Origin of the sequence: Kribbella sp. NPDC048928, assembly GCF_043197975.1 — a bacterium.
Classification (GTDB): domain Bacteria; phylum Actinomycetota; class Actinomycetes; order Propionibacteriales; family Kribbellaceae; genus Kribbella.
The window spans coordinates 190,595-214,772 of record NZ_JBICUC010000007.1 but is presented as its reverse complement, the minus strand read 5'-3'; the positions used below and the strand labels follow the sequence as shown (position 1 = coordinate 214,772).

Genomic DNA, 24,178 nt, shown 5'->3' with positions numbered 1-24,178 from the left:
TACCGCACCGAGCACCTCCTCGCTACGGCGCCGGATCACCAGGCAGGACCTAGTCCTGCATGAGTAGCGCGGTCGTGATTCCTGCGGCTGGGCTGGGGCTGCGGCTCGGTGGTGAGATTCCGAAGGCGTTTCGAGAGGTCGGTGGCGACTCGCTGCTGGTCCACGCGGTGCGTGGGCTGAAGGCAGCGGCCGCTGCCGACCTCGTCTGTTTCGTGGTCGCGGTGCCTCCGGGCGCCGAGGAGGCCGTCACCAAGGAACTCGAGCCGTACGTCGGTGACGCGCGGCTGCTCGTGGTGGCCGGCGGCGCCGAGCGCCCGGACTCGGTGCGGGCTGCGCTGGACGTGCTGCCGGAGGCCGGGATCGACTGCATCCTGGTGCACGACGCGGCGCGGGCGTTCGTGCCCGTCGACGCGATCGAGCGTGTGGTTGCGGCGGTACGTGCCGGTGCCGCCGCGGTCGTACCGGTGGTGCCGGTGACCGACACGATCAAGGTGGTCGGTCCGGATGGTGCGGTGGTCGACACGCCCGACCGTTCGACGCTTGTTGCCGTTCAGACGCCGCAGGGGTTCGCCCCCGGCGTGCTGCGGCGTGCGCATGCCGTGGGCGCTGATGCGGGCGTGACCGACGACGCGATGATGTGTGAGCGGATGGGCGTCACCGTGCAGACGGTGGACGGATCGCCCGATGCGTTCAAGGTGACCCGGCCCCAGGACCTGCTGCTGGCCGCGGCGCTGCTCGCGGAGAGAGGGCTGCGGTGAAGCTTCCACGCGTCGGCAACGGTATCGACGTACATCCGCTGGAGCCCGGCCGCCCGATGTGGCTCGCCGGCCTCCATTGGCCCGAGGAAACATCCGGCCCGTCGGGACACTCGGACGGCGATGTGGCGGCGCATGCGATCTGCGACGCGCTGTTGAGTGCGGCCCGGTTGGGCGATCTCGGCTCCAACTTCGGGACGTCGGAGCCGGAGTGGGCTGGTGCATCAGGCGCCGCGCTGCTGGCCGAGGCGGCGCGGCGGGTCCGCGCTGCGGGCTTCGAGATCGGCAACGTCTCGGTGCAGGTCGTTGCCAACCGCCCACGTTTCGCAGCCCGCCGCGCCGAGGCAGAGAAGGCGCTGAGCGCCGCGTGCGACGCCGAGGTGTCGGTCAGTGCCACCACCACCGACGGCCTGGGCCTGACCGGCCGAGGCGAAGGCATAGCCGCCCTAGCCACCGCCCTCATCTACTGACTGCAGCTACGGGCCTGAGCTGTAGCCCGGGTTTGCGACGTGAGGTACGTTGCCGCGTCGGCGGCGGTTGCTGACTGCGGCGGCGGCCACGATGCCTGAGGCACCGAGCAGGCAGAGGATGCTCGCGACAACCTTCGTGGTCACGTGCAGCGGACCGGCGAACTCCGCGGGCAGTACGTTGCGCGGATCAACGATCAGCTGCACCTGACCGTTCGGGAAGTGCTTGTAGTCGCCGCTGCTCAGGTCGTGGCTGTGTCCGTCCGGGCAGTCCGCAGTGAACGACTTCACCCCGGTACCGCGGTAGCCGCGGACGTGGCACGTCATCGGGCGGCCGACGTGCGACAGCAGCAGCGGCGTCGGCGTCATCACCCACGGGATCGCCGCCATTCCGGCCGCGAGCGCGCCGAAGTACCCGAAGTTGCCGCCGCCCAGCGTCGCGATGCCGATCACGAAGAACCCGCAGCCGAGCAGCATCGCGAGCACCGCGAAGATGATGTTGTGCGGCGGCAGCGTGTACAGGGCGCCGGCGACCACGAACAGGATCGCGCCGAGCACGATGTTGCGCCAGGTCGGACCCTTCGGTGCGCCCGGGCGCCGGAGCCGGCGGCCCGCGATGACCACGATCACCAGCACCAGTGCGGTGCCGCCGTAGAACTCCAGCGCGATACGCATCCCGTTCAACGCCTCCGAGGCAGTGGTGGTAGCTCGTACGAATCCAGCCAGGCGGCGAACAGGTGGCGCATGGCCTCTTCGTCCGGGCTGAACGCGGTGGCCAGCGCGATGAACTCCGCGGTGCTGACCGATCCGTGCCGATGGGACTTCGTCCAGGTGCGGAGCAGCTCGAAGAACGCTTCGTCGCCGAGGTGCTTACGCAGTACGTGCAAGGTGATGGCGCCGCGCTTGTAGAGCCGGTCGTCGAACATCAGCTCTGGACCCGGATCCGACAGCATCAGGTCGTGCGGCAGGCTCTTCAGCCGGCTGTGCGCCTTGGAGACCTGTTGGTCGGCGGACAGACCGCCGGACTCCTCCGACCACAGCCACTCGGCGTAGCAGGCGAAGCCCTCGTTCAGCCAGATGTGCTGCCAGCTCGACGGGGTCAGGCTGTTGCCGAACCACTGATGTGCAAGCTCGTGCGCGACCAGCCGTTCGGACCCACGACGCCCGTCCACATGGTTGCTGCCGAACACCGAGATGCCCTGCGCCTCGAGCGGGATCTCCAACGCGTCGTCGGTCACCACGACCGTGTACCCACCGAACGGGTACGGCCCGAACTGCCGGCAGAACAGCTTCATCATGTCCTGCTGCCGCCCGAAGTCGTGCCGGAACTCGCGGAGCTGCCCGGCCGGTAGGACGCCCCGGATCAGCACCGGCGCCGCGGCCAGGTCCACCTCCTCGTACCGCCCGATCTGCACGGTCGCGAGGTACGTCGCCATCGGTGCTGCCTGGTCGAACACCCACGTCGTCCGGCTGGCCTTCACCCGGCGGGACACCAGCCGTCCGTTCGCGACCACCTGGTACGGCGAGTCCGTGGTGATCGCGATCCGGTAGTGCGCCTTGTCGCCGGGATGGTCGTTGCACGGGAACCAGGTGGCCGCACCGCTCGGCTGACTGGCGACGATCACACCCTCGGTGAGCTCCTCCCAGCCGAGCTCGCCCCACGGGCTGTCCTCAGGCGTGGGGTTGCCGTTGTACTGGATGTCGATCGAGAACTCGGCGCCGTCCGGGATGCTCGCGGTGATGTAGAGCTTGCCGCCGCGCTGCGTGAAGCGCTGCGGGCGGCGGCCGTTCACCGACACCTTCGACGCGCGCAGGCCGGACAGGTCCAGGCTGAACCGGCTCAGCGGCTGGGTGGCGAACGCGGTGATCGTCGCCTTGCCGGTCAGCCGGTTGCTGTTGACCCGGTAGTCCAGGTCGAGGTCGTACGACTCGACCTTGTAGCCAGGGTTCCCATGGGTCGGCACATACCGGTCAACCATCAGCCCTGCCAGGGAGCAATGGGGTTCCCTGCCCAGCGCGTACCGGCTGGGACACCTTCACCACGCATCACAAGAGACACCGGGCCGATGGTAGCTCCTGCTCCCACTGTGGCCGCCGGGAGGACGATGCCGTGCGGCCCGAGGGTCGCCCCGGGCCCGAAGGTGACTGTGCTCATGGAGAGAACTCGATCATGAAAAAGGTGCGTCTGCAGCACGCAGCCGCGATTCACCGTGGCGCCGTCGCCGAGGGTGATCAGGTCCGCCTCGGGCAGCCAGTACGTCTCGCACCAGACGCCGCGGCCGATCTTCGCGCCCAGTGAGCGGAGCCAGAGGTTGAGCACCGGCGTACCGGCGGCGGCGTTCGCGAACCAGGGCGCGGCGACCAGCTCGACGAAGCTGTCGACCACCTCGTTGCGCCACACGAACGAGCTCCACAGCGGGTACTCGACCGCGCGGGTCCGGCCGACGATCAGCCATTTCGCGACCGTGGCCATCCCGCCCGCGACCGCGCCGGCGGCCAGGATCACGGCGCCGGAGAGCAGCAGGGCGGCCCACGGACCCAGCCAGAGGTCCAGCGCCTGCAGCGCGAACAGCACCCCGAGGGCGATCAGGACCGTACACATCATCGGCACGAACCGGCACAGCTCGACCAGTGCGCGCGCGACCTTCAGCTTGTACGGCGGGTTGTACGTACGGCTCTGATCGCCCGACACGGCCTGCCGGCGAAGCTTCACGGGCGGGGAGCCGAGCCACGACGTACCGGCCTTGGACTTCTTCGGCGCGGCGGACAGCACCGCGACCAGGCCGTTCTTCGGGACCGAGCGCCCGGGCGCGGTCATCCCGGAGTTGCCGAGGAACGCGCGCTTGCCGACCTTCGCGCCGGCCACGTGCAGCCAGCCGCCGCCGAGCTCGTACGAGGCGATCATCGTGTCGTCGGCCAGGAACGCGCCCTCGCCGACGGTGGTCATCTTCGGCAGCAGCAGCACGGTCGAGGCCTCGACGTCGCGGCCGATCTTCGCCCCGAGGGCACGCAGCCACCAGGGCGTCAGCAGGCTCGCGTACAAGGGAAAGAGGAGTGTGCGCGCGGAGTCGAGCAGCCGCTCGGTCGCCCAGACCTGCCAGCCGATGCGGCTGCGGACCGGGTAGTGGCCGGGCTTGATCCCGATGCCGAGCAGCCGGACGCCGATCAGCGTCAGTACGGCGATGGTCGCGAAACCGACCAGTGTCATCAGGGGGATCGCGCCGAGCGCGTGCAGAGCCGCATCGCCCAGGGAACGGGTCCCGCGCAAGGCGCGACCGAGCACCCCGATGGCCGCGACGGCACCGGCCACCGGGATCAAGGACATCACCGCGGACTGGGCGCCGTACGCCGCCACCCACCACGGAGCGCGGGCGGGACGGTGGTCCGGCCACGGGTGCCGCGCGCGGCCGATCCGGGACGCGGGCGAACCGGACCAGCGCTCGTTCTCCGGGACCTTGCCGGAGACCGCGGAACCGGCCATGATCTCGGCGCTCCGGCCGATCTCGGCGCCGGGGAGCAGCGTGCTGCGGGAGCCGACGACCGCATCGGCGCCGACCACGACCGGGCCGACGTGCAACTGGTCGCCGTCGATCCAGTACCCCGACAGGTCGACCTCGGGTTCGACCGAGGCGCCGCGGCCCATCGTGAGCAGGCCGGTGACCGGTGGGAGGGTGTGCAGGTCGACGCCGCGACCGATCTTCGCGCCGAGCGCGCGGGCGTAGTACGCGATCCAGGGCGCGCCCGCGAGGTTGGCGGCACCGGCGGCGTCGGCAAGATTCTCGGCGGCCCAGAGCCGTACGTGGACGTTGCCGCCTCTCGGGTACGTACCGGGCTTGAGGCCGCGCAGCAGGATCCGGGCGCCGACGACCGCAATCCCCATCCGGCCCGCGGGGCTGATCAGGATCAGCCAGCCGGCCAGGATCCACCACCAGGACACGGTCCGCGCCCACGGGAGTGGCTCGATCAGCGCGGCGAGCAGGTTGTTCAGCGTGAAGAGGTAGACGAGCCAGCGGACGCCGACCACCGTCTGCAGGATCAGGGTCAGTGCGGTCTGCAGGAGCTGGGTGCTCCTCGGCGTCGGCCGGATCTCGCGGAGCTCGACCGGTTCCTGCGCGGTGGGGGAGAAGTCGTCGAGCCGCTCGGCGAGCGCGCCGAGGCGCGGGTACTCGTAGATGTCGCCGACCGTGACCTCGGGGTACCGCTCGCGCAGCGACGACACCAACTGTGCCGCCGCGAGGCTGCCGCCGCCGTGCAGGAAGAAGTCGTTGTCGGCGCCGGTGACCTTGGCGCCGAGGATCTTCGTCCAGCGCTCGGCCAGCCAGCCGGCGGTGCCGCTGAGCTCCGCGGCCGGGCCGTCGCTGTCCATCCCGGGCAGCGGCCAGGGCAGCGCGTTGCGGTCGACCTTCCCGGACGTTCTGGTCGGCAGCGTGTCGACGATCGCCAGCAGCGGTACGAGTGCGGCGGGCAGTGCCTCGCGGAGGCGTTCGGTGGCCTTGGCGTTCTCGAAGGCGCCGGGGTCGTCCGGCACGACGTACCCGACGAGGAGCTGGTTGCCGGCGGCACTGTTCCGGACGGCGGCCGCGGCGCCGGAGACGCCGGGCAGCGCCTGCAGCGCGGCGTCGACCTCGCCGAGCTCGATCCGGCGGCCACCGAGCTTGACCTGCTCGTCGGCGCGGCCCTGGAACAGCAGGCCGAGCGGGTCGGAGCGGACCAGGTCGCCGCTGCGGTACGCGCGTTCCCAGCCGAGGGTGGGCATCGGCGCGAACTTCTCGGCGTCCTTGACCGGGTCGAGGTACCGGGCCAGGCCGACACCGCCGATGATCAGCTCACCGATCTCGCCGTCGGCGACTTCGTTGCCTGCAGCATCTACAACCGCGAGGTCCCAGCCGTCCAGCGGGAGGCCGATCCGGACCGGGCCCTCGCCGGTCAGCTCGGCGGCGCAGGCCACTACGGTCGCCTCGGTCGGACCGTACGTGTTCCAGACCTCGCGGCCCTCGATTGCGAGCCGCTCGGCCAGCTCTGGCGGGCAGGCCTCGCCGCCGAAGATCAGCAACCGGACCTGGTCGAGCGCGTCCGCCGGCCACAGCGCGGCCAGTGTCGGCACGGTCGAGACGATGGTGATGCCCTGGGCAACCAACCACGGCCCAAGGTCCATCCCGGTACGGACGAGGGAGCGTGGTGCGGGGACCAGGCAAGCCCCGTGCCGCCAGGCCAGCCACATCTCCTCGCAGGACGCGTCGAACGCGACCGAGAGTCCGGCAAGCACGCGGTCGTCGGGGCCGATCGGCTCGCGTGGGAGGAACAGACGGGCCTCCGCATCGACGAACGCGGCGGCGGAGCGGTGGGTGACCGCGACACCCTTCGGCACGCCGGTCGAGCCCGAGGTGAAGATGATCCACGCGTCGTCGGTCGGCTCCGGGCCGGTGCCTCCGCGCGCAGCGTCCGTCGCACTCTCCGCGTCCATGCGTGCCGAGTACGGGTAGTCGAAGTAGCCGTTGGCGGTCTCGTTGTCCATCGGCTCCGGCTGTGGCCGGGTCAGCGTCAGCTCCAACTCGTCCCCGACGGTGGCCGCGACGTCGGCCTCGCCGAAGACCAGTTCGGCGCGCTCGTCCGGGTCGTCGGCGTCGACCGGTACGTAGGCAGCACCCGCCTGCAGGGTGCCGAGAATCGCCACGTACAGGTCGTTGTGGCCGGACGAGATCCGGATCCCGACGCGGTCGCCCGGACCGATCCCGGCCGCGGTCAACCGGCCGGCGAACTTGGTCGTCTGCACGAGCAGCTCGCGATAGCTGAGACTGACGCTGCCGTCGTCGAGCGCCGGCTCGTCGGCGTAGGTGCCGGCCGTCTCTTCGAGGACATCCACCAGCGTCCGCGCGGCCGTCGCCAACTCCCCACGTCGCAACGTCACGGGCGGATGATACGCCGCCCAGTTACGCTTCCGATAACTCGAAGCAAACACGTGGGTGCGTCCATCAACCGCTTGTTCACGTCCAGTTCGCCTCCGTGGCGAAGGTCTTGAACGGTCGGGCCGGACGGCCGAGCACGTGCTGTACGTCGTTCGTGGGTTGGCCGGCGTGGCCGTCGGCGATCGCGACGAGGATGCTGGTGAGGAGTTCGGCGCCGGCGCGCGGAACGCCTTGGGCGATGAGCTGTTCGGTGTAGGCGGCCGGCTCGATCGCGACGTACTCGACCGGACGGCCCGCGTTGCTGATGTGCATGGCGGCTTCGCTGAAGGTGATGGCCTCCGGTCCGGTCAGCTGGTACGTCCGGCCGTGATGGCCGTCCTTGGTGAGAGCGGCGGTGGCGACGTCGGCGATGTCGTCGGCGTCGATGAAAGGTGTGCGACCGGTGCCGGCGGGGAGGACGAGGGTGCCGGTGTCGACCGCGGCACGCCACGTGCCCTCGCTGAAGTTCTGCGCGAACCAGTCGGGGTGCAGGATCGTCCACTCCGCCGACGAGTTGCGCAGGACCTGCTCGGTGGCGTGCAACGGGTGCGCGGGGTCGGACGCGCGGGACGCCGACAGCAGCACGAGCCGCCGGACACCGGAGGCGAGGGCAGCCTCGGCGAAGCGGGCGAGGCGACCGCCAGGACGGACCGTCGGTTCCAGTAGGTAGACCGCGGTGGCGTTGCCGAATTCCCAGGTCGAAGGGTCGTCGAGATCGACGCCTACGTCGGCTCCGGAGCGCGCCGCCGTACGGACCTCATGGCCGGCGGACCGGAGACGGTCCGCGATACGACGGCCGGTGGTGCCGGTGCCGCCGAGGATCAAGTAGCTGTTCATGACGTCCAGCCAACCGGAGTCGTCGTAGACGATCCATGGTCGCCAGTCGCCGATGCCTTTGTGATCGTCTAGCGTGTGCTGGTGTGGACGTCCTGAGCGATCTACTCCAGCGGGCACAGGCGAGGGAGACGCTCGTCCGGCAGGTGATCGCGCGCGGGCCGTGGTCCGTGACGTACGCCGACGCGCCGTCCCTGTCGGTCGTCGCGACCCTCGGCGGCAGCGCGTGCCTGCGGCTGGACGACGGCGTACCGCGGCTGCTGGGCGCCGGCGACATCGCACTGATCTCGGGCGCCGGCAGCTACTCGATTGCGGACGATCCGGAGACGCCGGCGAGCTACGTGGTGCGCGACGGGCGGAAGTACACGATCGACGGGGACCCGGTGGAAGGGCGGGAGTACCTGGCGCCGCGGACGTACGGCGATGGGCTCCCCGGCGCCACGACGATGGTTCGAGGTGCGTACGACCTCCGGGGCGGCGTGGGCGACCGGCTGCTCGCACTACTGCCGCCGGTGGCCGTCGTGTCTGCCACACCGAACACCCGTCCTGCCTTGGATCTGCTAACCACCGAGGTGGCGCGTGAGGAGCCGGGTCAGGACGCCGTACTCCGGAAGCTGCTCGACTTCGTGCTGGTGCTCGCATTGCGCGCGTGGTGCGCCGGACCGGACGCCCTGCCGTCCTGGTACCAGGCCCTGTCGGCACCTGCGATTGGCGATGCGCTGCGGTGCATCCACGAGGACCCAGCGCACCGCTGGTCGGTCGCAGAGCTGGCTGCAGAGGTCGGCCTGTCCCGCGCGACCTTCGCTGCCCGGTTCGCCAAGCTGGTCGGTCAGCCGCCGCTCACGTACCTCACGATGTGGCGCATGACCCTCGCCGCCGACCTCCTCCGGAGCACGACCGAGACCGTGACCACCATTGCCCGCAAGGTCGGCTACGAGGACCCGTTCGCGTTCAGCGTGGCCTTCAAGCGTGTCTACAGTCAGTCCCCGACCACCTGGCGTACGGCCTGAGCTACCAGCTCCGGTTGGTCTTTCTGGACGTAGTGGGCGCCGACTGTGGCGACCAGGCGGGTGCCGCCGAGGGTTTCGCTGAGCTGCTGGTGGACTCGTTGCCAGCGGGTGTCGAGCTCTTGGAGGGTGAAGGGCTTCCAAGGTTCCGGGTCGTCCAGCTCGAGCCAGGCGCCGGCGCGGCTGCTCACGACGACACTCGGGACATCCAGCCGGCGCTTGCTTGCTGTCACGACCGGGAGGCTGGCGAGGGTGTCGTACGTCGTGCAGTCGTCGCGCTCGCCGTCCTCCAGGAACAGGGTCTTCTCCACAACGTCCAGATCCAGTTGCAGATCGGTCGCGTCGACGAGGACCAGTCCGGCAAGACCCTCGGGTGCACGGGCCGCGTGGATCAGTGCGACCAGTGCACCGATCGAGTGGCCTACGAGGACGTACGGCGTACTTACACCGGCTGCACCGACCAGCCGCTGGAGTTCATCGGCAGACGTGACGAGGGACTGTGGGCTGTTGTCGGGCAGCGGGTCGCTGTCGCCGATGCCGGCACGCGAGTACGTCCACGTGGAGAAGCCAGGGCCGAGGGCGGCGATGGTGGACTCCCACACCTCGCCGCCGTCTCCTAGGCCGGAGCAGAAGACCACGGTGGGCGGTCCGTCCCCCGCGTGGTCGGCAGTGAGCTGGTAGCCACCTACGTCAACGCGCATGGCTCAAGAGCTTAGTAGTTAGACGGGGACGTTGATGGAGTTGTCTGCGGTGCGCAATGTGAGCATGGCGGGACGGTAAGTCGGGTTGCCGGGGACCCCTCCCGAGATCAGTCGTCCAGTACGTCGAGGTCCCGCGGCACGAGCGTGGTGCTCAGCAAGAGCGCGCGGAACAGGTTGTCGTTCAACGCGTTGCCCACCGGCTCGCCGACCTCTTCGCGGGTCAGTCCGGGTACGCCGTCGCGCGACAGCCGCGTGCGTACGTTCGAGACGAGGTGCTCGACCCGCTTGGCTGTCCAGCCGCCATCGGGCTGCAGCTCCGCCAACTGGTCAGCGGCCTGTCGCCAGGACAGCGGCAGCGGGTGCAGGTCGTGCCACAGGTACCGCTGGCCGACCACGGTGAGAGCCAGCTTCTCGGCCGGCGACAGCTGCCAGGTGCGGGGCGGGTGCGTGGGTTCGCGGGGCCGCCGTACGGGACGGGTTCCGCTCTCACCGACCACGTACACCTGTAGGAGGTGCGCGCGGCCGTTGGAGCCCTGGACGAACAGGGGCGTGTAACCGGCAGCGAGTGGCCGCGCGTCCTCACCCGCGAACAGCGTCTGCTCGCCAGGGAACCGCACCGGCAGCCGCCCGGTCACCGCGACGCACCACTGGCCGCCGCGGTAGCTGATCGACCCGTGCATGCGGCTGACGCGCTGATCGTCCTCACCGATCGACACCTGGACCTCGGACCGGTTCCTGCCGAACAGGATCGTCCGGTGCGGACCTGGATCCGCGCTGACACCGCCCTCGACGCTCAGCACGAAGATGGTGCCCGGCTGCGCGTCGGGTACTCCGCCTTCCAGGCTGGGCTGGTCTTGGGGGAGTCTGCGGATCGAGTCCATCGCTCAGGCCTTCGGGAGCTTCGGGACGGCGGCCTGTGCCAGCTTGGTCGCCAGTCCACAGAGCGTGACCGGTTTCGCCGAGCCGGCGACGGACATCGCCACCAGCTCTTCCTGGTCCAGCCCGTTCGACTCGACGTACTTCCGGTAGACGATCACCACCGCACAGGTCTGCGGGCCGTCGTTCTCGTTCGACAGGAACGCGGACCGTCCGCCGATCGTGATCGGCTGCCCGTCCGAGGCGTCCAGCGGCTGGTCCCGGTCGAAGTACAGGTCGACCGTGAGATCACTCGTCGTGCTCTCCCAGCCACAGCTCCAGTTGCCGAAGGACGTGTCCGGGTGCGACGCGTCGACACCGGGAATCAGCTCGAGCGCCTTGTTGTCCAGCAGCGTGCACGCGTTCACCTGCGCCAGCGAGTTGGCCGGCAACGGCTCTGTACGCCGCGGGACCGGACCTGCCCGTAGGACACCGATCGCCTTCTGGGTCACGGCTTCCGCCATCGCGCAGACGTCCAGCCCGGACCCCTCCGTGTGCTTGGCCACCACCTCGATCTGCGTACTGTCGGACAGCACCAGCACCCGCGCGCAGTCGTCGCCACCGGGCTTCTCACGGGTCACGGTCCGCAGGTTGCCGGTGAGCTTCTGCACGTCACCCTTCGGCGTCGCGGTGTCGGGCAGGTTCAGCTCGGCGCGGACGTCGACCTCCCGGCCGCCCTTGCCCGTCACCACCACGTCGCAGCGGTCGAAGTTCCCGTACGCCGGCTCGAGCGTCGTCTCGCCGAACTTGCTCAGCGACGCCTCGTCGATCAACGCGCACGGGTCAACGGTCAACGGATCACCCACAGGGCCTGCACCAGTAGGCGCTGTGGTGTTCGTGGTGCCGGTCGGCCCGCCCTCGGACGTTGGGCCAGCCTCGGACGTTGGGCCGGCTGGAGTCGTGGCGCCGGCTGACGGCTCGGTGGAGTCCGACACCGCCCTTCCGATCAGTACACCCAGTACGGCGACCAGGGCGACACCTGCTGCCGCTGCCGGGATCGCCCAGCGCTTGCGACTGCGCCGCATCGGTGCGGACGACGTACCACCGAGCTCCTCGACGACCTCTGCGACCGACGGGCGATCCTGCGGTTCGACAGCGAGCATCCGCGTGACCAACGGCGTCAGCTCACCACCGTGGCGCAGTGGCTCGATCTCACCGTGTGCTGCGCGTCGCAGTACTGCCAAGGGGTTCGGGTCGTTGCCGAACGGTGAGTGCCCCTCCAGGGCGGTGTAGAGCACCGCTCCGAGCGAGAACACGTCGGACGCGGCGGTGGGTTCGTTGCCGTTGGCCACTTCCGGTGCCAGGTTCGCCGGCGTACCCATCGTCGAGCTGTCGGTCAGCGTCGCCTCGGCCCACAGCCGGCGCGAGATCCCGAAGTCCGCGAGCTTCGCCGTACCGTCCGCGGTCACCAGGATGTTCGCCGGCTTCAGGTCCCGGTGGATGATGCCGGCCGCGTGCACCGCCTCCAGCGCGGACGCGATCTGCCCGCCGATCCGCGCGACCTGGCCGGGCGGCAGCTTGCCCAGCTCGTCGAGACCACGCGACGGCAGGTACTCCAGGACCAGCCAGTGCTCGTCACCGTCGGACACCACGTCGAAGATCGTCACCACGTGCGGATCGTGCAGCCGCGCGCCGATCCGGGCCTCGCGGCGCAGTCGCCGGCCGTCCGGATCGTCCACACCGGGGTGCGCGCGCTTCAACGCGACCGCGCGGTCCAGTTGCTGATCCTGGGCACGCCAGACCGAGCCCATACCGCCCGAGCCGAGCGGTTCCCCCAGTAGGTAGCGGCCCCCGATCAGGCGGCCGGTCACTTCACGCAGGTCATTTCACTAGGTCCGCCGAGACGGCGAAGGTGTCGCAGGCCTTGTTCTCGCCGATGTTGAAACCGTTCTGGATCCAGAAACCCTGGCTGGTCGCCAGCCCGTGCGTCCGCTCGTCCTCCGGAGTGTCCGGCGTCTCTCCGAAGCTGTTGCTGGACTGCTCCTTGAACTCGTCCAGGCGCTTCGTCAGCGGGTACGACTTCGCCACGGCCTTGCTGAACACGCCGCCGAAACAGGAGGCCTGCAGCTCGTTCCGCCGGGAGCTCTCCAGCTTCTTGTCGGGGTGGTCCTGCAGGTAAACGGCCCGCGCGTAGAACAGGCCGGTGACACCCTGGACGTGGTGGCCGTACTCGTGCGCGATGGTCATCAGGTACGCCAGGTCCTCCTTCGGCCCGAACGCGCGGTCCATCTGCTTCACGTCGACGTACATGATCTGGTTGCCGTAGCAGTAGAACGCCAGCACTCGTCCGGACAACGGCTCGAAGTTGCCGCACGCGGTCTGAACCGGCTTGTCGAACACCACCAGGCCGGGATCCGGCTTGTCCTGACCGAGCTTGTGGAAGATCGGCCGCCAGGAGTCGTTCAGGCACTTGAAGAGGCGCTGGTAGTAGACCTTCTGCGCTGCCAGACCGCCGGTACCGAGGTTCGCCGCCGGGCAGTTCTGCTCGGGCAGCGCACCGGATTGGTACACCTCGGCGTTCAGCAGGAAGTCCTCCGCGGTGCCCTTCTCCGGGCTGGTCGTTGCCGTCGGCACGATCGACGGACCGGTCACCTTCGGCTCCTCCGGACCCGAGGCGGTCTCGCTGCTACCGCCCGTCCAGAGCACGATCGCCATGATCGTCGCGGCGACACCGACCAGGACGAGCAGCGAGAAGCCGAGCAGCACCAGCCGGAACGAGCCGCCGCGCCGGGGCGGCGGCTGGAACCCGTTGAAGTGGCCCGGGCCGCTGCCGTACTGCTGCTGCCACTGCGGCTGCTGGCCCTGGTACGGCGCTTGGCCGTGCTGGGCCTGGCCCTGCTGCTGGGGCCACGGCGCGGACTGCGGTGGCGGCAGGACGCCAGGCGGCGGGCCGACAGGCCGGCCCTGTTGCTGGCCGCCGTTGCCGTACGGGCTGCTCACAGCGCAGGCCTCCCTGTGATCGCGGGTCTGGTTCGGTCGGGTTCGCAGCACGAACCGGCACGAGACTACTCTCGACCCATGTCACCGAAGCGCCGCCTCCTCCCGGCTGCCCTCCTGATCTCCCTGACCGCCCCGGTCGCCGGGCTGTTCGTTGCCTTCAGCCCGGTCGCCGCCCAGGCCGCCGTGCGCGCCGACGACCAGATCACGGCGTACACCGCGGACGCGACCCTGACCAAGGACGGTCAGCTGCAGGTCAAGGAGACCGTCGACCTGACCGCCGGGGGGTCGACGTTCAGCCGGACGCTGTCCACCCGCGTCCGGTCCGATTCCGAGCGCGACCGTACCTACGACGTGAAGGACGTCTCCGCGACGGTGAACGGGAAGCCCGCCGAGGGCTTCCAGAACCAGAGCATCGACGACGGCCGGAAGCTGACGCTGAACGTGTCCGGGCAGTCCAAGATCGTCTACAGCTACACCGTGGACAACGTGGTCGCCGACTCGGTCGACGGCCGCGAAGTGAGCTGGCCGCTCGTACAGGGCTTCGCGGTCTCCGTACCGCAGGCGAAGCTGAACATCAGCATCCCGTTCGCGACCTGGGTGACCTGCTTCGCGGGCCGGACCGGGTCGAGCATGCCGTGTACGACCTCCCAGCTGGGTGAGTCGGCGGAGCTGGAGATCCAGCAGAACGGCGTACCGGCGGCCGGGCGGGTGACGTTCCTGACCGGGCTGAGCGATCAGGCGACCGTGCAGCCGAACGCGAAGTACGCGACCCGCTGGTCGCTCGGACGCGCGTTCACGGTGGACTCCACGACCGGCGGGCTGGCCGTGATCGTCTTCGGGATCGGCCTGCTCGGTGCGGTCGGCCTGTGGTTCTTCCGCGGCCGCGACGCCGCGAAGGTCGGCCACGGCGCACCGGAGCGTCCGGTGCTCGACGGTGCCGACGGCCCGCAGTTCGCGGCGCCGGACGGTATCCGGCCGGGTCAGGTCGGCACCGTGGTGGACGAGTCGGCCGATGTCGTCGACATCACCGCGACACTGCTGGACCTTGCCGTACGCAACTACCTGACGATCGTGGAGCAGTCGCGCGACTCGCACTTCGGCAAGCTGGACTGGGAGCTGCAGCGGCTGCACCCGGGCGGCCCGGAGCTGCTGGCGTACGAGAAGGCGCTGCTGGACGCCGTGTTCGCCGACGGCGACTCCGTCCTGGTGTCGGCGCTCGGCCCGGCGCTGCGGCCGCGGCTCAACCTGGTCCGCGAGCAGTTGTACGCGGACGTCGTCACGCAGGGCTGGTTCAACAACCGTCCCGACGCGGTGCGGAACCGCTGGACGACAGCGGGTGTGGTGCTGCTCGGTGCGGGTGTCGTACTGACCATCGTGCTGGCGATCGTCAGCAAGTTCGCACTGGTCGGTCTCGCGGTGATGGCGGCCGGTCTGGTGCTCGCACTGGTCGGCCAGATCGCACCGGCCCGCACCGCGCGCGGAGCCGCCGTACTGGGCCGCGTGGCCGGTCTGCAGCACTACCTGGCGAACGAGTCGTCCGTCGACCTGCCGGAGAGCCACCGGCTCGAGTTCGCGTCCCGCTGCCTGCCGTACGCGGCCGTACTCGGCCTGACCGAGAAGTGGGCGCTCGAGATCGCCGCCACCGATGACGACGACGACCCGGACGCCGGCATCGGCTGGTACTCCGGCCCCGAGAACTGGCACCTCTCCGACATCGGCGAGTCCCTCAGCAACTTCGTCACCTCCTTCGGCGGCTCCCTCACCACAGCCCGCCGCCTCTTCAACTAGCACCCCGCACCCCGCACCCCGCACACCCACCAGCTCAGCGGTTGACCGCGTAGCTGGTGGGTTGGCGGGTTGCATGCCGACGAGCGAACCCACCGGCCCGTCGGCCATCCCCGCGTTTCGGTGCAAACCCACCAGCCGAGAGGTTAGCCGCGCAGATGGTGGGTTAGCGGCCCGCATACCGACGGCGAACCCACCACCGCAGCGGTCAACCCACGAGCTGGTGGGTTTGCTGCTGACATGCAGCCCGTGAAACCACCAGTTCGTGGGTTAATCGCTGACGTGGTTGGGGTGGGCGGTGGGGGATGCGGTGGGGGCTGTGTTGGGTGGGGATGTAGAGAAGCCGGTCCCTCTCGGAGGGACCGGCTTCTGGGGTGTTGAGGGTCAGTTGATGCGTACGTCGGCTGCTGTGAAGGTGTTGCAGGAGTCGGGCTTCTTGTTGTTGTAGCCGGCGATCGACCACTGGTAGTTGCTGACCCGGTTGCCGTGGTCGTGGACCCGCGGGCGGGCGTAGTCGTCGCCCATGTGCGCGATCAGCAGCTTCCAGTTCGCGAGCAGCGGGCCGTTCATCGGGAGGAACGTCGCGTTCGCGCCGAGGTACACCGAGCCGAGGCAGGTCGCCTGCAGTTCACGCCGGCGGCTCTCGGCCAGTTGCTGGTTCGGCGACATGGACTTCGCGCGCGTCATCGACGAGGCGAGGATCCCGCTCAGCTTCTGCACGTGGTGCCCGTACTCATGGGCGAACGTGTTCAGCATGATCGCCCGCGCGTACACCGGGTTCCGCTTGTACGCCGCGTTGTCGACGCTGAACGGCAGGTAGATCGTCTCGTCCGCCGGGCAGTACGCCGCCCGCACGCTGCGCTGCATGCCGCACGGCGAGGTGCGCTTACCGACGTACACGACCGCCTTCGGGTTGCGGAACGGAAGGTTCGCCTTCTTCATCGCCAGCCACCACGTGTGGTTCATGCACGGCAGGAGGCGCGCGTAGTACTGCTGCGCGGCCGCGAGCGTGACCGGGGCGAACGGCGGCTCCACGCACTTCGACGCCGCGACCGGGCCGATCGAGTAGAGCCGGCTGCCCTTCACGACCTCGTCGACCGTCGGGCCTCGCGGACCGGTCGGTGTCGGGGACGTCGACGGGCTCTGCGACGGCGAGGACGACGGCGACGGGGACTCCGATGCCGGGGCCGTCGTCGGGGTCTGCTTCGCTTCCGCGTCGCCGCCACCGAGGTTGCGGACGATCAGCGTGATGCCGGTGCCGAGCACCAGTACGGCGAGCGCGACCAGGCCGATCAGCAGCGGGCGGGTCAGCCGCAGCTTCTTCTTGCGGCGACGGCGACCGCCCGGCGGCTGCGGGATCGGGATCGGCGGGTACTGCCAAGTCGGTGCCTGCTGCACCGGCTGCCCCATCGGCCCAATCTGCCCCGGCTGCCCACCCTGAGGCGCCGAATGCCGCCCGACCCCCTGCTGGCCCTGTGCCTGCTGCCCCTGGCCCTGCCCCTGAAGCGCTTGGCTCCAAGGCGAAGCCACCCCACCCTGACCGGGCTGAGGCTGCTGGTGTCCTGAGCTGTTCTGAGCCTGCTGCTGTCCTGGCCCGTTCTGCGGCTGCTGTTGTCCTGGGCCGTTCTGCGGCTGCTGCTGTCCCGGGACGTTCTGGGAGTGCTGTTGTCCTGGGGTGTTCTGGGGTTGCTGGTTCTGGTCGCCCTGCGGGCCCCAGAGGTAGGAGCCTTCGGAGTGCGGACCGGACTGCTCACGTGGTGCCTGCTGCCCGGGCGAGGCCTGCCAGGCGCTCGACTCCGACTGGCCGGCCGGCCAACCGCCGTGCGCCTGCGAACCACCTACAGCATCACCCTGCCCCGAGCCACTCCCACGCTCCGCCTCATCGCCACCCTGCAAACTCCACGACTGCCCACCCCAACCGGACTCCCCAGCACCGGACTGCCCAGAGGCGGAGTGCTCGGGACCTGGCTGGCTTGAGCCGGACTGCGGTGAGTCGGACTGTGACCACGACGGGGTCGACGGAGACCAGTCCGGGTTGGACTGCTGAGCAGGGTTGGCCTGCCATTCCTGCTGATTCGCAGGCGACTGCCCAGCACCCGACTGACCGCCGCCGGCCCGCCCAGCACCTGACTGACCGGGGCCGAACTGAGCTGGGCCGGACTGCCATGCGTCGGGTTGACCTGGTCGTGGCTGGTTGGTGCTCGGTTGTCCGTGGCCAGGCTGGTTGCTGCCGGGTTGTCCCTGGCTCGGCTGGTTGCCGGAGGGCTGCCATTGGTCCGGCTGGTTGTTGCCGGGTTGCCATTGGGCGGACTGGTTGGGGTCGGGCTGCCAGGCGTTCGACTGGTTGGGCCCAGGCTGGTTCGAGCCAGGTTGTTGGTTCGAGCCAGGTTGGTTCGAGTGGGGCTGGTTGGAGGTCTGCTGGTTCGGGTCGGGTTGCCACGGGCCGGGGGAGCCGGGACCGGGCTGGTTCGGGCCGGACCAACCTGCGCCCGACTGACCGCCGCGTTGCTGACTCGGTCCGGACTGCCCGGGGCCTGCTTGCCCGGGGCCGGACTGACCCGGGCCGGACTGACTCGGGCCGGACTGACTCGGGCCGGACTGACTCGGGCCGGACTGACTCGGGCCGGACTGACTCGGGCCGGACTGACCCGGGCCGGACTGGCTGGGGCCGGACCAACCGGAGCCGGACGGGCCGGAGCCGGGCCGGGCGGGTCCTGGGGTGGCGGGGTTGCGGCCGCTGGTGGAGTCGGGTGGGACGGGTTGGTCGGGGTGTTCTCGGCGGGTGGGGTCCCAGCCGCCGTCGAACCAGTTGTTTGCGGGGTTTTCGGGCTGGTCGGGGTTCTGGAACTCGCGCTTGGCGTCGGTGTCGCCGGACCACCAGCTGGAGGACTGTCCTTCGCCGGGACCTGGCTGTGCATCGCCGGGACCGCGTGGACCTGCCTCGTTGTCCCGCGAGCCGAACCACCCACCCGGCGCCTGACCGCCAGTCCCACCCGGGCCACCAGTTCCACCGGGTCCGCCCTGACCGCCGGGTCCGCCCTGACCATCGCGTCCACCCGGACCACCAGGTCCGCCCTGGCCAGGTGCGCCGTGCCCAGTACCTCCCTGGGCGGCACCACTGTCACCAGAGCTGCCCTGACTGAACCAGCTCTCGCCCGGCCGACCCTGGCCGGCACCGCCCTGGCCGGCACCGCCCTGGCCTGAGCCGCGCTGGCCGGAACCACCCTGCCCCCGGCCGCCCTCGCCGGAACCACCCTGACCCCCGGGACCGCCCTGGCCGGGACCGCCTTGATCAGAGCCGGTCTGGTTCGGGTTGTTCTGGGGTGGGCGGTTTTGGCCGGGACCGGGCTCCTGTGGGGGGTTCGGCTGATCTTCAGCCGGGTCGCTCCCCGGGGGCTGGTTCCAGTTGTCCGACATCGATGCTCCTCACGACCCTGCTGGGTGTAGCTGGTTGGTGGGGTGCCTTAGGCCGCCTCCCCCCGGACATACTCCGCGATCCGGACCCACCAGGCTAGCCAAGGGGGTGTCTGATGGTTTCGCGTGAGGTCTGTCGCCTGATCACTGGACCTTGGCGGCCGAGGCGGCGAAGGTGTTGCAGACTTTGGGGTTGCGGGAGTTGTAGCCGCGCAGTGCCCAGTACTGGTGGTTGTTCGCGTCGCCGTGGTCGTTCTTGAGGTCCGTGACGTGACCGATCAGCCAGCGCCACTGGTGCTGCGCCTCGCCGGTCACCGGGTACGTGCTCCGGTTCGCGCCGATGAAGATGTCCGAGAAGCAGGACGCCTGCAGCTCCAGCCGGCGGCTGTCCTGCAGTTCCATCGCCTCGGTCGGACGCTCGTAGCGGATCCGCGCGTACGCCTGGAAGATGCCCATGTTGATCTGCACATGGTGCCCGTACTCGTGCGCGAACTGGTGCAGCATCCACATCCGCGCCCAGATCTTCTGGTAGCTCTGCGAGTAGCGGTTGTAGTTACCGAGGTCCTCGGTCATGTTCATGTAGATCGTGTCGTTCGTGCTGCAGGTGAACGGCGTGTAGGAGTCCTGGTACGTACCGCACGGCGACGTCACCGAACCGCTCCACGCGATCAGGCGCGGCGCCCGGAATCGCCCGCCGGCCTTGGTGATGATCGGCGCCCACGCCTTGTTCAGGCAGGCGAGCAGGTTCTTGTAGTTCGCCCTGGCGCCGGCCGCGGTGCTCGGCCGCGACTTCGACTCCTTGCAACGCACCGATGCCATCGCCCCGCCCTTGAGGTACAGGCTGTTCTTCAGCACGAGGTCGCTGTCGCTGGGACCGGGGTTGGTCGTCGGCTTGCTGGTCGTGGTCGACCGGCTCGTCGTCGGCCGCGGCGGCTGCGTGGTCGGCCGGGTCGTGGTGGGCTGGGTGGCCGTCGGCACGTTCTGGGTCGACGGGGCCACGGTCGGCTCGGTCGGCTCGGTCGAGGTCGTGGTGGCCGTCGGGATGCTCGGGCTGCTCGTCGTCGTACTGTCGTTGTGCTTCAGTACGAAGGAGACGGTCTTCAGCGCGACGACACCGACGACCAGCACGCCGAGCAGCGTGAGTACGGCGATCAGCGGGCCGCGGCCCTTCTTCTTCGGCGGCTGCGGTCCACCAGGCGGACTGCCCCAGCCGAACTGCTGCTGCCCCTGGAACGGTTGCCCAGGGAAACCAGGTCCAGGCCCCTGAAACGGCGGCCCCTGCGGAGGTCCCTGAGGCGGTCCTTGCGGAGGCCCTTGGTACGGCGGTCCTTGCGGCGGTCCCCCTTGGTACGGAGGTCCCTGTGGCGGGCGCCCAGGCGGTGGCGTGCCGCCGTACCCGGGTCCTTGCTGCCACGGCGGTTGTGGCTGCTGAGGTGGCTGCTGCGGTGGGTACTGCTGACCGGGCGGTGGTCCCCATTGGTTGCCTGACACGTCCGTGACGCTACCGGAGTGCGGGCTCAACTTTCCCGCCGGTCCGGGAGCCGGTTGGTTGCCTGACACCCGCCAGACGCTAGGGTGCGCGGTGTCAACCTGACCCTCTCTCTACGGTGTGATTGGGCGATGCGTCTACGTCTCCTCGGGCTATCCCTGTGTGCCCTCGGCCTGCTCGGCCTGTCCGCTGTGCCCGCGGACGCCGCCGGAAGCAGTGCGACCGCCGACCCGGTGGTCACCAACTACGACAGCCAGGTCCGGGTGGAACGTGACGGCCTGCTCCGGGTCGCGGAGACCTGGAAGCTGAGCAACGTGAACGGGACCTTCACCCGGTTCGTCGTGACCCGCGAACACCTGCCAGACGACATCGACCACGTGCAGGAGATCGGCGACCTGCAGGTGAAGGCAGGTGGCCAGGAGAAGAAGACCGAGGTGAAGACCGACGGCGACGTCACGTCGATCGCCGTCCCGGACGTCACCAGCGCCACCACGCAGCTGGAGTTCTCGTACACGGTCAAGGGTGCGGTCGCGAAGACCCTGGACGGCACCGAGCTGCAGTTCTCGCCGCTGACCGGGATCAGCCTCCCGATCCAGAACGTGAACTCGGTCTTCAGCGTCCCGGACGTCTCGCACGTCGCCTGCTTCGCCGGCCCGCTGAACAGCAACGTCCCGTGCACGATGGCGCAGATCGGCGAGACCGCCGGCCCGACCTTCGTGCAGTCGGACCTGCCGCCCGGCAACACGGTCAAGATGGTGGTCGGCTTCCCGAAGGACCAGATCGCGGCGAACTCGATCGTCGAGTACCGGCACACCTTCAAGCGCGCCTTCTCCACCGACACCGCGCAGCTGATCACCGCGCTGCTGGTGCTGCTGCTCGGCGCCGGCGCCCTGTTCGCCCTGTACCGGCTGCGCGGCCGCGACCAGGTCGACCCGCGGCGCGTCGTACCGGCCTCGCTGTTCAGCCTCGGTACGGACGCGCGGATCGACTTCACGCCGCCGTCCGACCTGCGCCCTGGTGAGGTCGGCACGCTGATCGACGAGCGGATCGACCCGGTCGACGTGACCGCGACGATCATCGATCTGGCCGTCCGTGGCCACATCACGATCACTGAGCTCGACCACAGCACCGAGTTCGCGCGACCGGACTGGGAGCTGCGCCGGGTCTCGAACGCGCCGTCGGAGGAGCTGCAGCGCTACGAGAACGTACTGATCCGCGCGATCTTCGGCGACGCCGACTCGGTGCTGGTCTCCGAGCTCGGCAAGCAGGTCCGCGAGAACCTCGCCCAGGTCCAGGACGCCCTGTACGACGGTGTCGTGAAGCGCGGCTGGTTCACCGAGCGCCCGGACCGGACCCGGTCGCTGTGGGCAACGATCGGGATCGCGACCACCGTGGTCGGTGTAATCGCGACCGTCCTGCTGGCGCTGCTGTCGACCTGGGGTCTGCTCGGTCTGGCGATCACCGCCGTCGGTGTCGGCCTGCTCGTGGTCGGCCGCTACATGCCGGCCAAGGCCCCGGCCGCCGGCCGCGTGCTCGGGCAGGTCGCCGCGATCCGCGGTGAGCTGCTGGAGATGGACGTCAGCGAGCTGCCGACCGACCAGCACGCCGAGCTCTGCTCGCGCGCCCTGCCGTACGCAGTCGTACTGGGCGGCTCGGAACGCTGGATCGACGCACTGGTCGCGACCGACACCACACCGGACGAGGCGGACGAGGGCTTCCCCTGGTACCGCGGTCCGAGCGGCTGGCACCTGCAGTACCTGCCGGACTCGCTCCGCAACCTCACCACCAACCTGACGGGCGCACTGTTCGCCCGCTAGTCAGTACAGAACAGAGCCCGTCACGCCGCCCCGGCGTGACGGGCTCTGTCGTTTCTGGAGCTGCTACCAGTTGTGCTGGGGCCCGGAAGGTGCAGGCAGCGCCGTGCCCTCCGGGTGCATCACGTAAACCAGTCCGCCCGAGTGTGGCACCCAGGCGTTCTCGAACGCGGTCCGGTCGTAGGTCGTGCGCACCTGGTCGTTGCTGGCGATCAGATGCGACGCCGGGTCGTTGACGACCACGTTGCCGTCCTGGTCGAAGCCGACGATCACCATCAGGTGCCCGTTGGTCCCGTAGCCCGCACCGGGCAGGTCGCCCTTCTTGAACGACAGCGAAGCGACCAGTGGGATCCCGGCCTTGATGAACTGCTCCGCCTCGGTCAGCGACCGCAGCCGCGTCACGAACGCATCGATCCCGCGTGAACCGGCGTACGCCGTGTTGAACGGCCAGTTGCCCGCGCCGTCGTACGAATAGTCGAAGACCGACCGGGCCGAGTGGTCCACCTGTGGATCGCTGTACGACGGATCCACCCAGGCAGTCTCGGCGGCTGTCGGCCCGGCGCCCCAGTAGTCCAGCACCATCGCGGTCGACGTCGCGGAGCACCACGCCTCACCGCCGCCGTCCCACTGCGGGTACTGCCCGATGTGGGTCTCCTGCGAGTACGTCGGTACGTCGAGAACCATGCCCTCCGCCCCGCCGAGGGGGCTGGCGGCAACCTTCTTGTCGGACGGCAGCCGGGACGCCATCGCGCCCACGGAACGGACCACCGGGGACTGTGCGGTACCGCTGAGCCGGTAGAGCGTCACCTTCAGCTGCCAGCGGTCCAGCCACTTGCCGGTCGCGGCCTGGAAGGTGTCGACGGCAACGGATCCGTCCGCGTCGCCCTGGCTCGGCACCGAGGTCCTGTGGATGTCGCCGGCGCCGGTGTCGTCGCCACCGGACCAGCGCCCCAGTACGTACCACTTGCTGGTCGTACCAAGATTGGTTGTCCCTGCCATCGACACCTCGATCCAGGTGCCGGGCGGGGTGGTCGCGTTCCAGGACGCGACCAGCTCGGTGAGGCCGAAGCCGGTGCTGACGTGCGGCGAGACCCAGCTGGTCTGGTCGTACGTCTTCGCGGTGCCGTCGCCGAACGGATCGACGTACGACGTGGTGCCGGTCGGCGTACCGAACGTGAGGGCGCCGTCGGACACGGTCGTGCCGTGCTGCTCCCCGGCCAGGAAGTCGGCGCTCGACGTCCAGGTCCGGTACGCGATCTCGCGCGCCGGAGCGACCTTCACGGCTTCGCTCGGCAGGGCGCCGGCAGTCAGCACAACCGCACCGACAACGAGGGCAGTGACAGAACGGGCGCCGGTCATGGGGCCTCCCGGCCTGGACTGAGGAGCGGAGGGAGCGTAGCGACTGGAGCGACGAGGGAAGGGCGGGAGTTACAGCCCCATGACCCGCCGCGCCGGAGGCGTGGCATCAGCACAGTCATGTCTCGACGGTAGCTCGGGTGGCAGTTGTTGTCATCGGGGCAGCGTGGCGTGGGAAAAACTTACGAACGTTTGTCCCACTCCTCGAAGAGCATCGCGAAGACCAGTTCGTCGGTCCATTCGTTCTTCAGGAACTCGTTCTTCACGAAGTGCGCCTCCTGGCGCAGGCCGAGGCGCCGCAGCAGGTTGGCCGAGCTGTCGTTGCGGGCGTCCAGGCGGGCGATGATCCGGTGCAGGCCGAGCTCCTCGAACCCGAGGCGCAGCAGCTCGACCGTGGACTCCGCGGCGTACCCGTGGCCGTGCGACTCGGTGTGGAAGACGTACCCGAGCTCGCCGGTGCGCTGCTCGGTGTTGTTCATGAACAGGCTCACCTCACCGAGGTGCTGACCGGTGTCCCGCAGGATCACGGCGACGGTGAGCGCATGACCGTCGGTGTCCATGGGGACATCGGCCAGCCGGCCGGTGAGGGCCTGCTTGACCTGCTCCGGCGACCGCACGTCGTGCAACAGGTAACGGGCGACATCCGGGTCGGACTGCAGCTTCAGCAGGTCGTCGTAGTCGGTCTCGACGTAGCGTCGAAGGGTCAGGCGGTCGGTCTCGATCGGCAGCGCGTAGGTCACCGATCGAGACTATGTG

Annotated in this window: 17 protein-coding genes; 5 read left to right on the top strand and 12 right to left on the bottom strand. The window is 69.5% G+C overall.

Annotated elements, in window-relative coordinates:
• Positions 1–59: 59 nt before the first annotated feature.
• Positions 60–758 (top strand): 2-C-methyl-D-erythritol 4-phosphate cytidylyltransferase, encoded by a 699-nt coding sequence (gene ispD / locus ACGFI6_RS29185; protein ID WP_393124101.1) that lies wholly within the window; start codon positions 60–62, stop codon positions 756–758.
• Positions 755–1,225 (top strand): 2-C-methyl-D-erythritol 2,4-cyclodiphosphate synthase, encoded by a 471-nt coding sequence (ispF, locus tag ACGFI6_RS29180; RefSeq protein WP_393124099.1) that lies wholly within the window; start codon positions 755–757, stop codon positions 1,223–1,225. Before ispD ends, ispF begins: the two co-directional genes overlap by 4 nt.
• Before the next feature lie 6 nt (positions 1,226–1,231).
• Here the strand turns inward: ispF and ACGFI6_RS29175 are convergent, their stop codons facing one another.
• From ACGFI6_RS29175 to ACGFI6_RS29160, 4 genes are all read right to left on the bottom strand, one after another.
• The gene (locus ACGFI6_RS29175) at positions 1,232–1,897 is read right to left on the bottom strand and encodes a hypothetical protein (RefSeq protein ID WP_393124097.1); all 666 of its coding nucleotides are present in this window, start codon (positions 1,895–1,897) and stop codon (positions 1,232–1,234) included.
• 5 nt (positions 1,898–1,902) lie between these two features.
• Positions 1,903–3,201, bottom strand: coding sequence for a M1 family metallopeptidase (locus ACGFI6_RS29170; RefSeq protein ID WP_393124095.1), 1,299 nt, complete (start codon positions 3,199–3,201; stop codon positions 1,903–1,905).
• Positions 3,201–7,130, bottom strand: a complete 3,930-nt coding sequence (locus ACGFI6_RS29165) for a Pls/PosA family non-ribosomal peptide synthetase (RefSeq protein WP_393124093.1) — start codon at positions 7,128–7,130, stop codon at positions 3,201–3,203. Before ACGFI6_RS29165 ends, ACGFI6_RS29170 begins: the two co-directional genes overlap by 1 nt.
• Positions 7,131–7,206: 76 nt before the next feature.
• Complete coding sequence (locus ACGFI6_RS29160) at positions 7,207–8,004, bottom strand: NAD(P)H-binding protein (protein ID WP_393124091.1); 798 nt, start codon at positions 8,002–8,004, stop codon at positions 7,207–7,209.
• Between the two features lie 83 nt (positions 8,005–8,087).
• Here ACGFI6_RS29160 and ACGFI6_RS29155 point away from each other — a divergent pair, with 83 nt between their 5' ends.
• A complete protein-coding gene (locus ACGFI6_RS29155; RefSeq protein ID WP_393124089.1) occupies positions 8,088–9,011 on the top strand; it encodes an AraC family transcriptional regulator in 924 nt (307 codons plus the stop codon).
• Here the strand turns inward: ACGFI6_RS29155 and ACGFI6_RS29150 are convergent.
• From ACGFI6_RS29150 to ACGFI6_RS29135, 4 genes are all read right to left on the bottom strand, one after another.
• Complete coding sequence (locus ACGFI6_RS29150; RefSeq protein ID WP_393124088.1) at positions 8,981–9,709, bottom strand: alpha/beta fold hydrolase; 729 nt, start codon at positions 9,707–9,709, stop codon at positions 8,981–8,983. The two genes, ACGFI6_RS29155 and ACGFI6_RS29150, sit on opposite strands and share 31 nt — an antisense overlap.
• Positions 9,710–9,816: 107 nt before the next feature.
• Entirely contained in the window at positions 9,817–10,590 is a 774-nt protein-coding gene (locus ACGFI6_RS29145) for a hypothetical protein (protein WP_393124086.1), read from the bottom strand.
• Between the two features lie 3 nt (positions 10,591–10,593).
• Positions 10,594–12,435, bottom strand: a complete 1,842-nt coding sequence (locus ACGFI6_RS29140; protein WP_393124084.1) for a protein kinase — start codon at positions 12,433–12,435, stop codon at positions 10,594–10,596.
• Between the two features lie 10 nt (positions 12,436–12,445).
• Positions 12,446–13,564: a neutral zinc metallopeptidase gene (locus tag ACGFI6_RS29135; protein WP_393124082.1), complete on the bottom strand. Its 1,119-nt coding sequence runs from the start codon at positions 13,562–13,564 to the stop codon at positions 12,446–12,448.
• Positions 13,565–13,642: 78 nt separating this feature from the next.
• On the opposite strand from ACGFI6_RS29135, the gene ACGFI6_RS29130 reads away from it, so the two are divergent.
• Positions 13,643–15,352: a DUF2207 domain-containing protein gene (locus ACGFI6_RS29130; RefSeq protein WP_393124080.1), complete on the top strand. Its 1,710-nt coding sequence runs from the start codon at positions 13,643–13,645 to the stop codon at positions 15,350–15,352.
• Between the two features lie 381 nt (positions 15,353–15,733).
• Here the strand turns inward: ACGFI6_RS29130 and ACGFI6_RS29125 are convergent, their stop codons facing one another.
• Both ACGFI6_RS29125 and ACGFI6_RS29120 read right to left on the bottom strand, forming a co-directional pair.
• Complete coding sequence (locus ACGFI6_RS29125; protein ID WP_393124078.1) at positions 15,734–16,759, bottom strand: neutral zinc metallopeptidase; 1,026 nt, start codon at positions 16,757–16,759, stop codon at positions 15,734–15,736.
• Between the two features lie 2,148 nt (positions 16,760–18,907).
• Positions 18,908–19,891, bottom strand: coding sequence for a neutral zinc metallopeptidase (locus ACGFI6_RS29120; protein WP_393124076.1), 984 nt, complete (start codon positions 19,889–19,891; stop codon positions 18,908–18,910).
• A gap of 492 nt (positions 19,892–20,383) precedes the next feature.
• On the opposite strand from ACGFI6_RS29120, the gene ACGFI6_RS29115 reads away from it, so the two are divergent.
• Positions 20,384–22,069 carry a DUF2207 domain-containing protein gene (locus ACGFI6_RS29115; RefSeq protein WP_393124074.1) on the top strand — a complete coding sequence of 562 codons (1,686 nt, stop codon included), beginning with the start codon at positions 20,384–20,386 and terminating at the stop codon, positions 22,067–22,069.
• A 63-nt stretch (positions 22,070–22,132) separates the two neighbouring features.
• Here the strand turns inward: ACGFI6_RS29115 and ACGFI6_RS29110 are convergent, their stop codons facing one another.
• Both ACGFI6_RS29110 and ACGFI6_RS29105 read right to left on the bottom strand, forming a co-directional pair.
• Positions 22,133–23,425: a peptidase C39 family protein gene (locus tag ACGFI6_RS29110; RefSeq protein ID WP_393124072.1), complete on the bottom strand. Its 1,293-nt coding sequence runs from the start codon at positions 23,423–23,425 to the stop codon at positions 22,133–22,135.
• Between the two features lie 179 nt (positions 23,426–23,604).
• Entirely contained in the window at positions 23,605–24,162 is a 558-nt protein-coding gene (locus tag ACGFI6_RS29105; RefSeq protein ID WP_393124070.1) for a GNAT family N-acetyltransferase, read from the bottom strand.
• Positions 24,163–24,178: the final 16 nt, after the last annotated feature.

Bases quoted from the DNA above. Each gene is read 5' to 3' on its own strand.
- ispD (WP_393124101.1), top strand. From the start codon at position 60: ATGAGTAGCGCGGTCGTGATTCCTGCGGCTGGGCTGGGGCTGCGGCTC.
- ACGFI6_RS29175 (WP_393124097.1), bottom strand. From the start codon at position 1,897: ATGCGTATCGCGCTGGAGTTCTACGGCGGCACCGCACTGGTGCTGGTG.
- ACGFI6_RS29170 (WP_393124095.1), bottom strand. From the start codon at position 3,201: ATGGTTGACCGGTATGTGCCGACCCATGGGAACCCTGGCTACAAGGTC.
- ACGFI6_RS29160 (WP_393124091.1), bottom strand. From the start codon at position 8,004: ATGAACAGCTACTTGATCCTCGGCGGCACCGGCACCACCGGCCGTCGT.
- ACGFI6_RS29150 (WP_393124088.1), bottom strand. From the start codon at position 9,709: ATGCGCGTTGACGTAGGTGGCTACCAGCTCACTGCCGACCACGCGGGG.
- ACGFI6_RS29145 (WP_393124086.1), bottom strand. From the start codon at position 10,590: ATGGACTCGATCCGCAGACTCCCCCAAGACCAGCCCAGCCTGGAAGGC.
- ACGFI6_RS29130 (WP_393124080.1), top strand. From the start codon at position 13,643: ATGTCACCGAAGCGCCGCCTCCTCCCGGCTGCCCTCCTGATCTCCCTG.
- ACGFI6_RS29125 (WP_393124078.1), bottom strand. From the start codon at position 16,759: ATGGGGCAGCCGGTGCAGCAGGCACCGACTTGGCAGTACCCGCCGATC.
- ACGFI6_RS29115 (WP_393124074.1), top strand. From the start codon at position 20,384: ATGCGTCTACGTCTCCTCGGGCTATCCCTGTGTGCCCTCGGCCTGCTC.
- ACGFI6_RS29110 (WP_393124072.1), bottom strand. From the start codon at position 23,425: ATGACCGGCGCCCGTTCTGTCACTGCCCTCGTTGTCGGTGCGGTTGTG.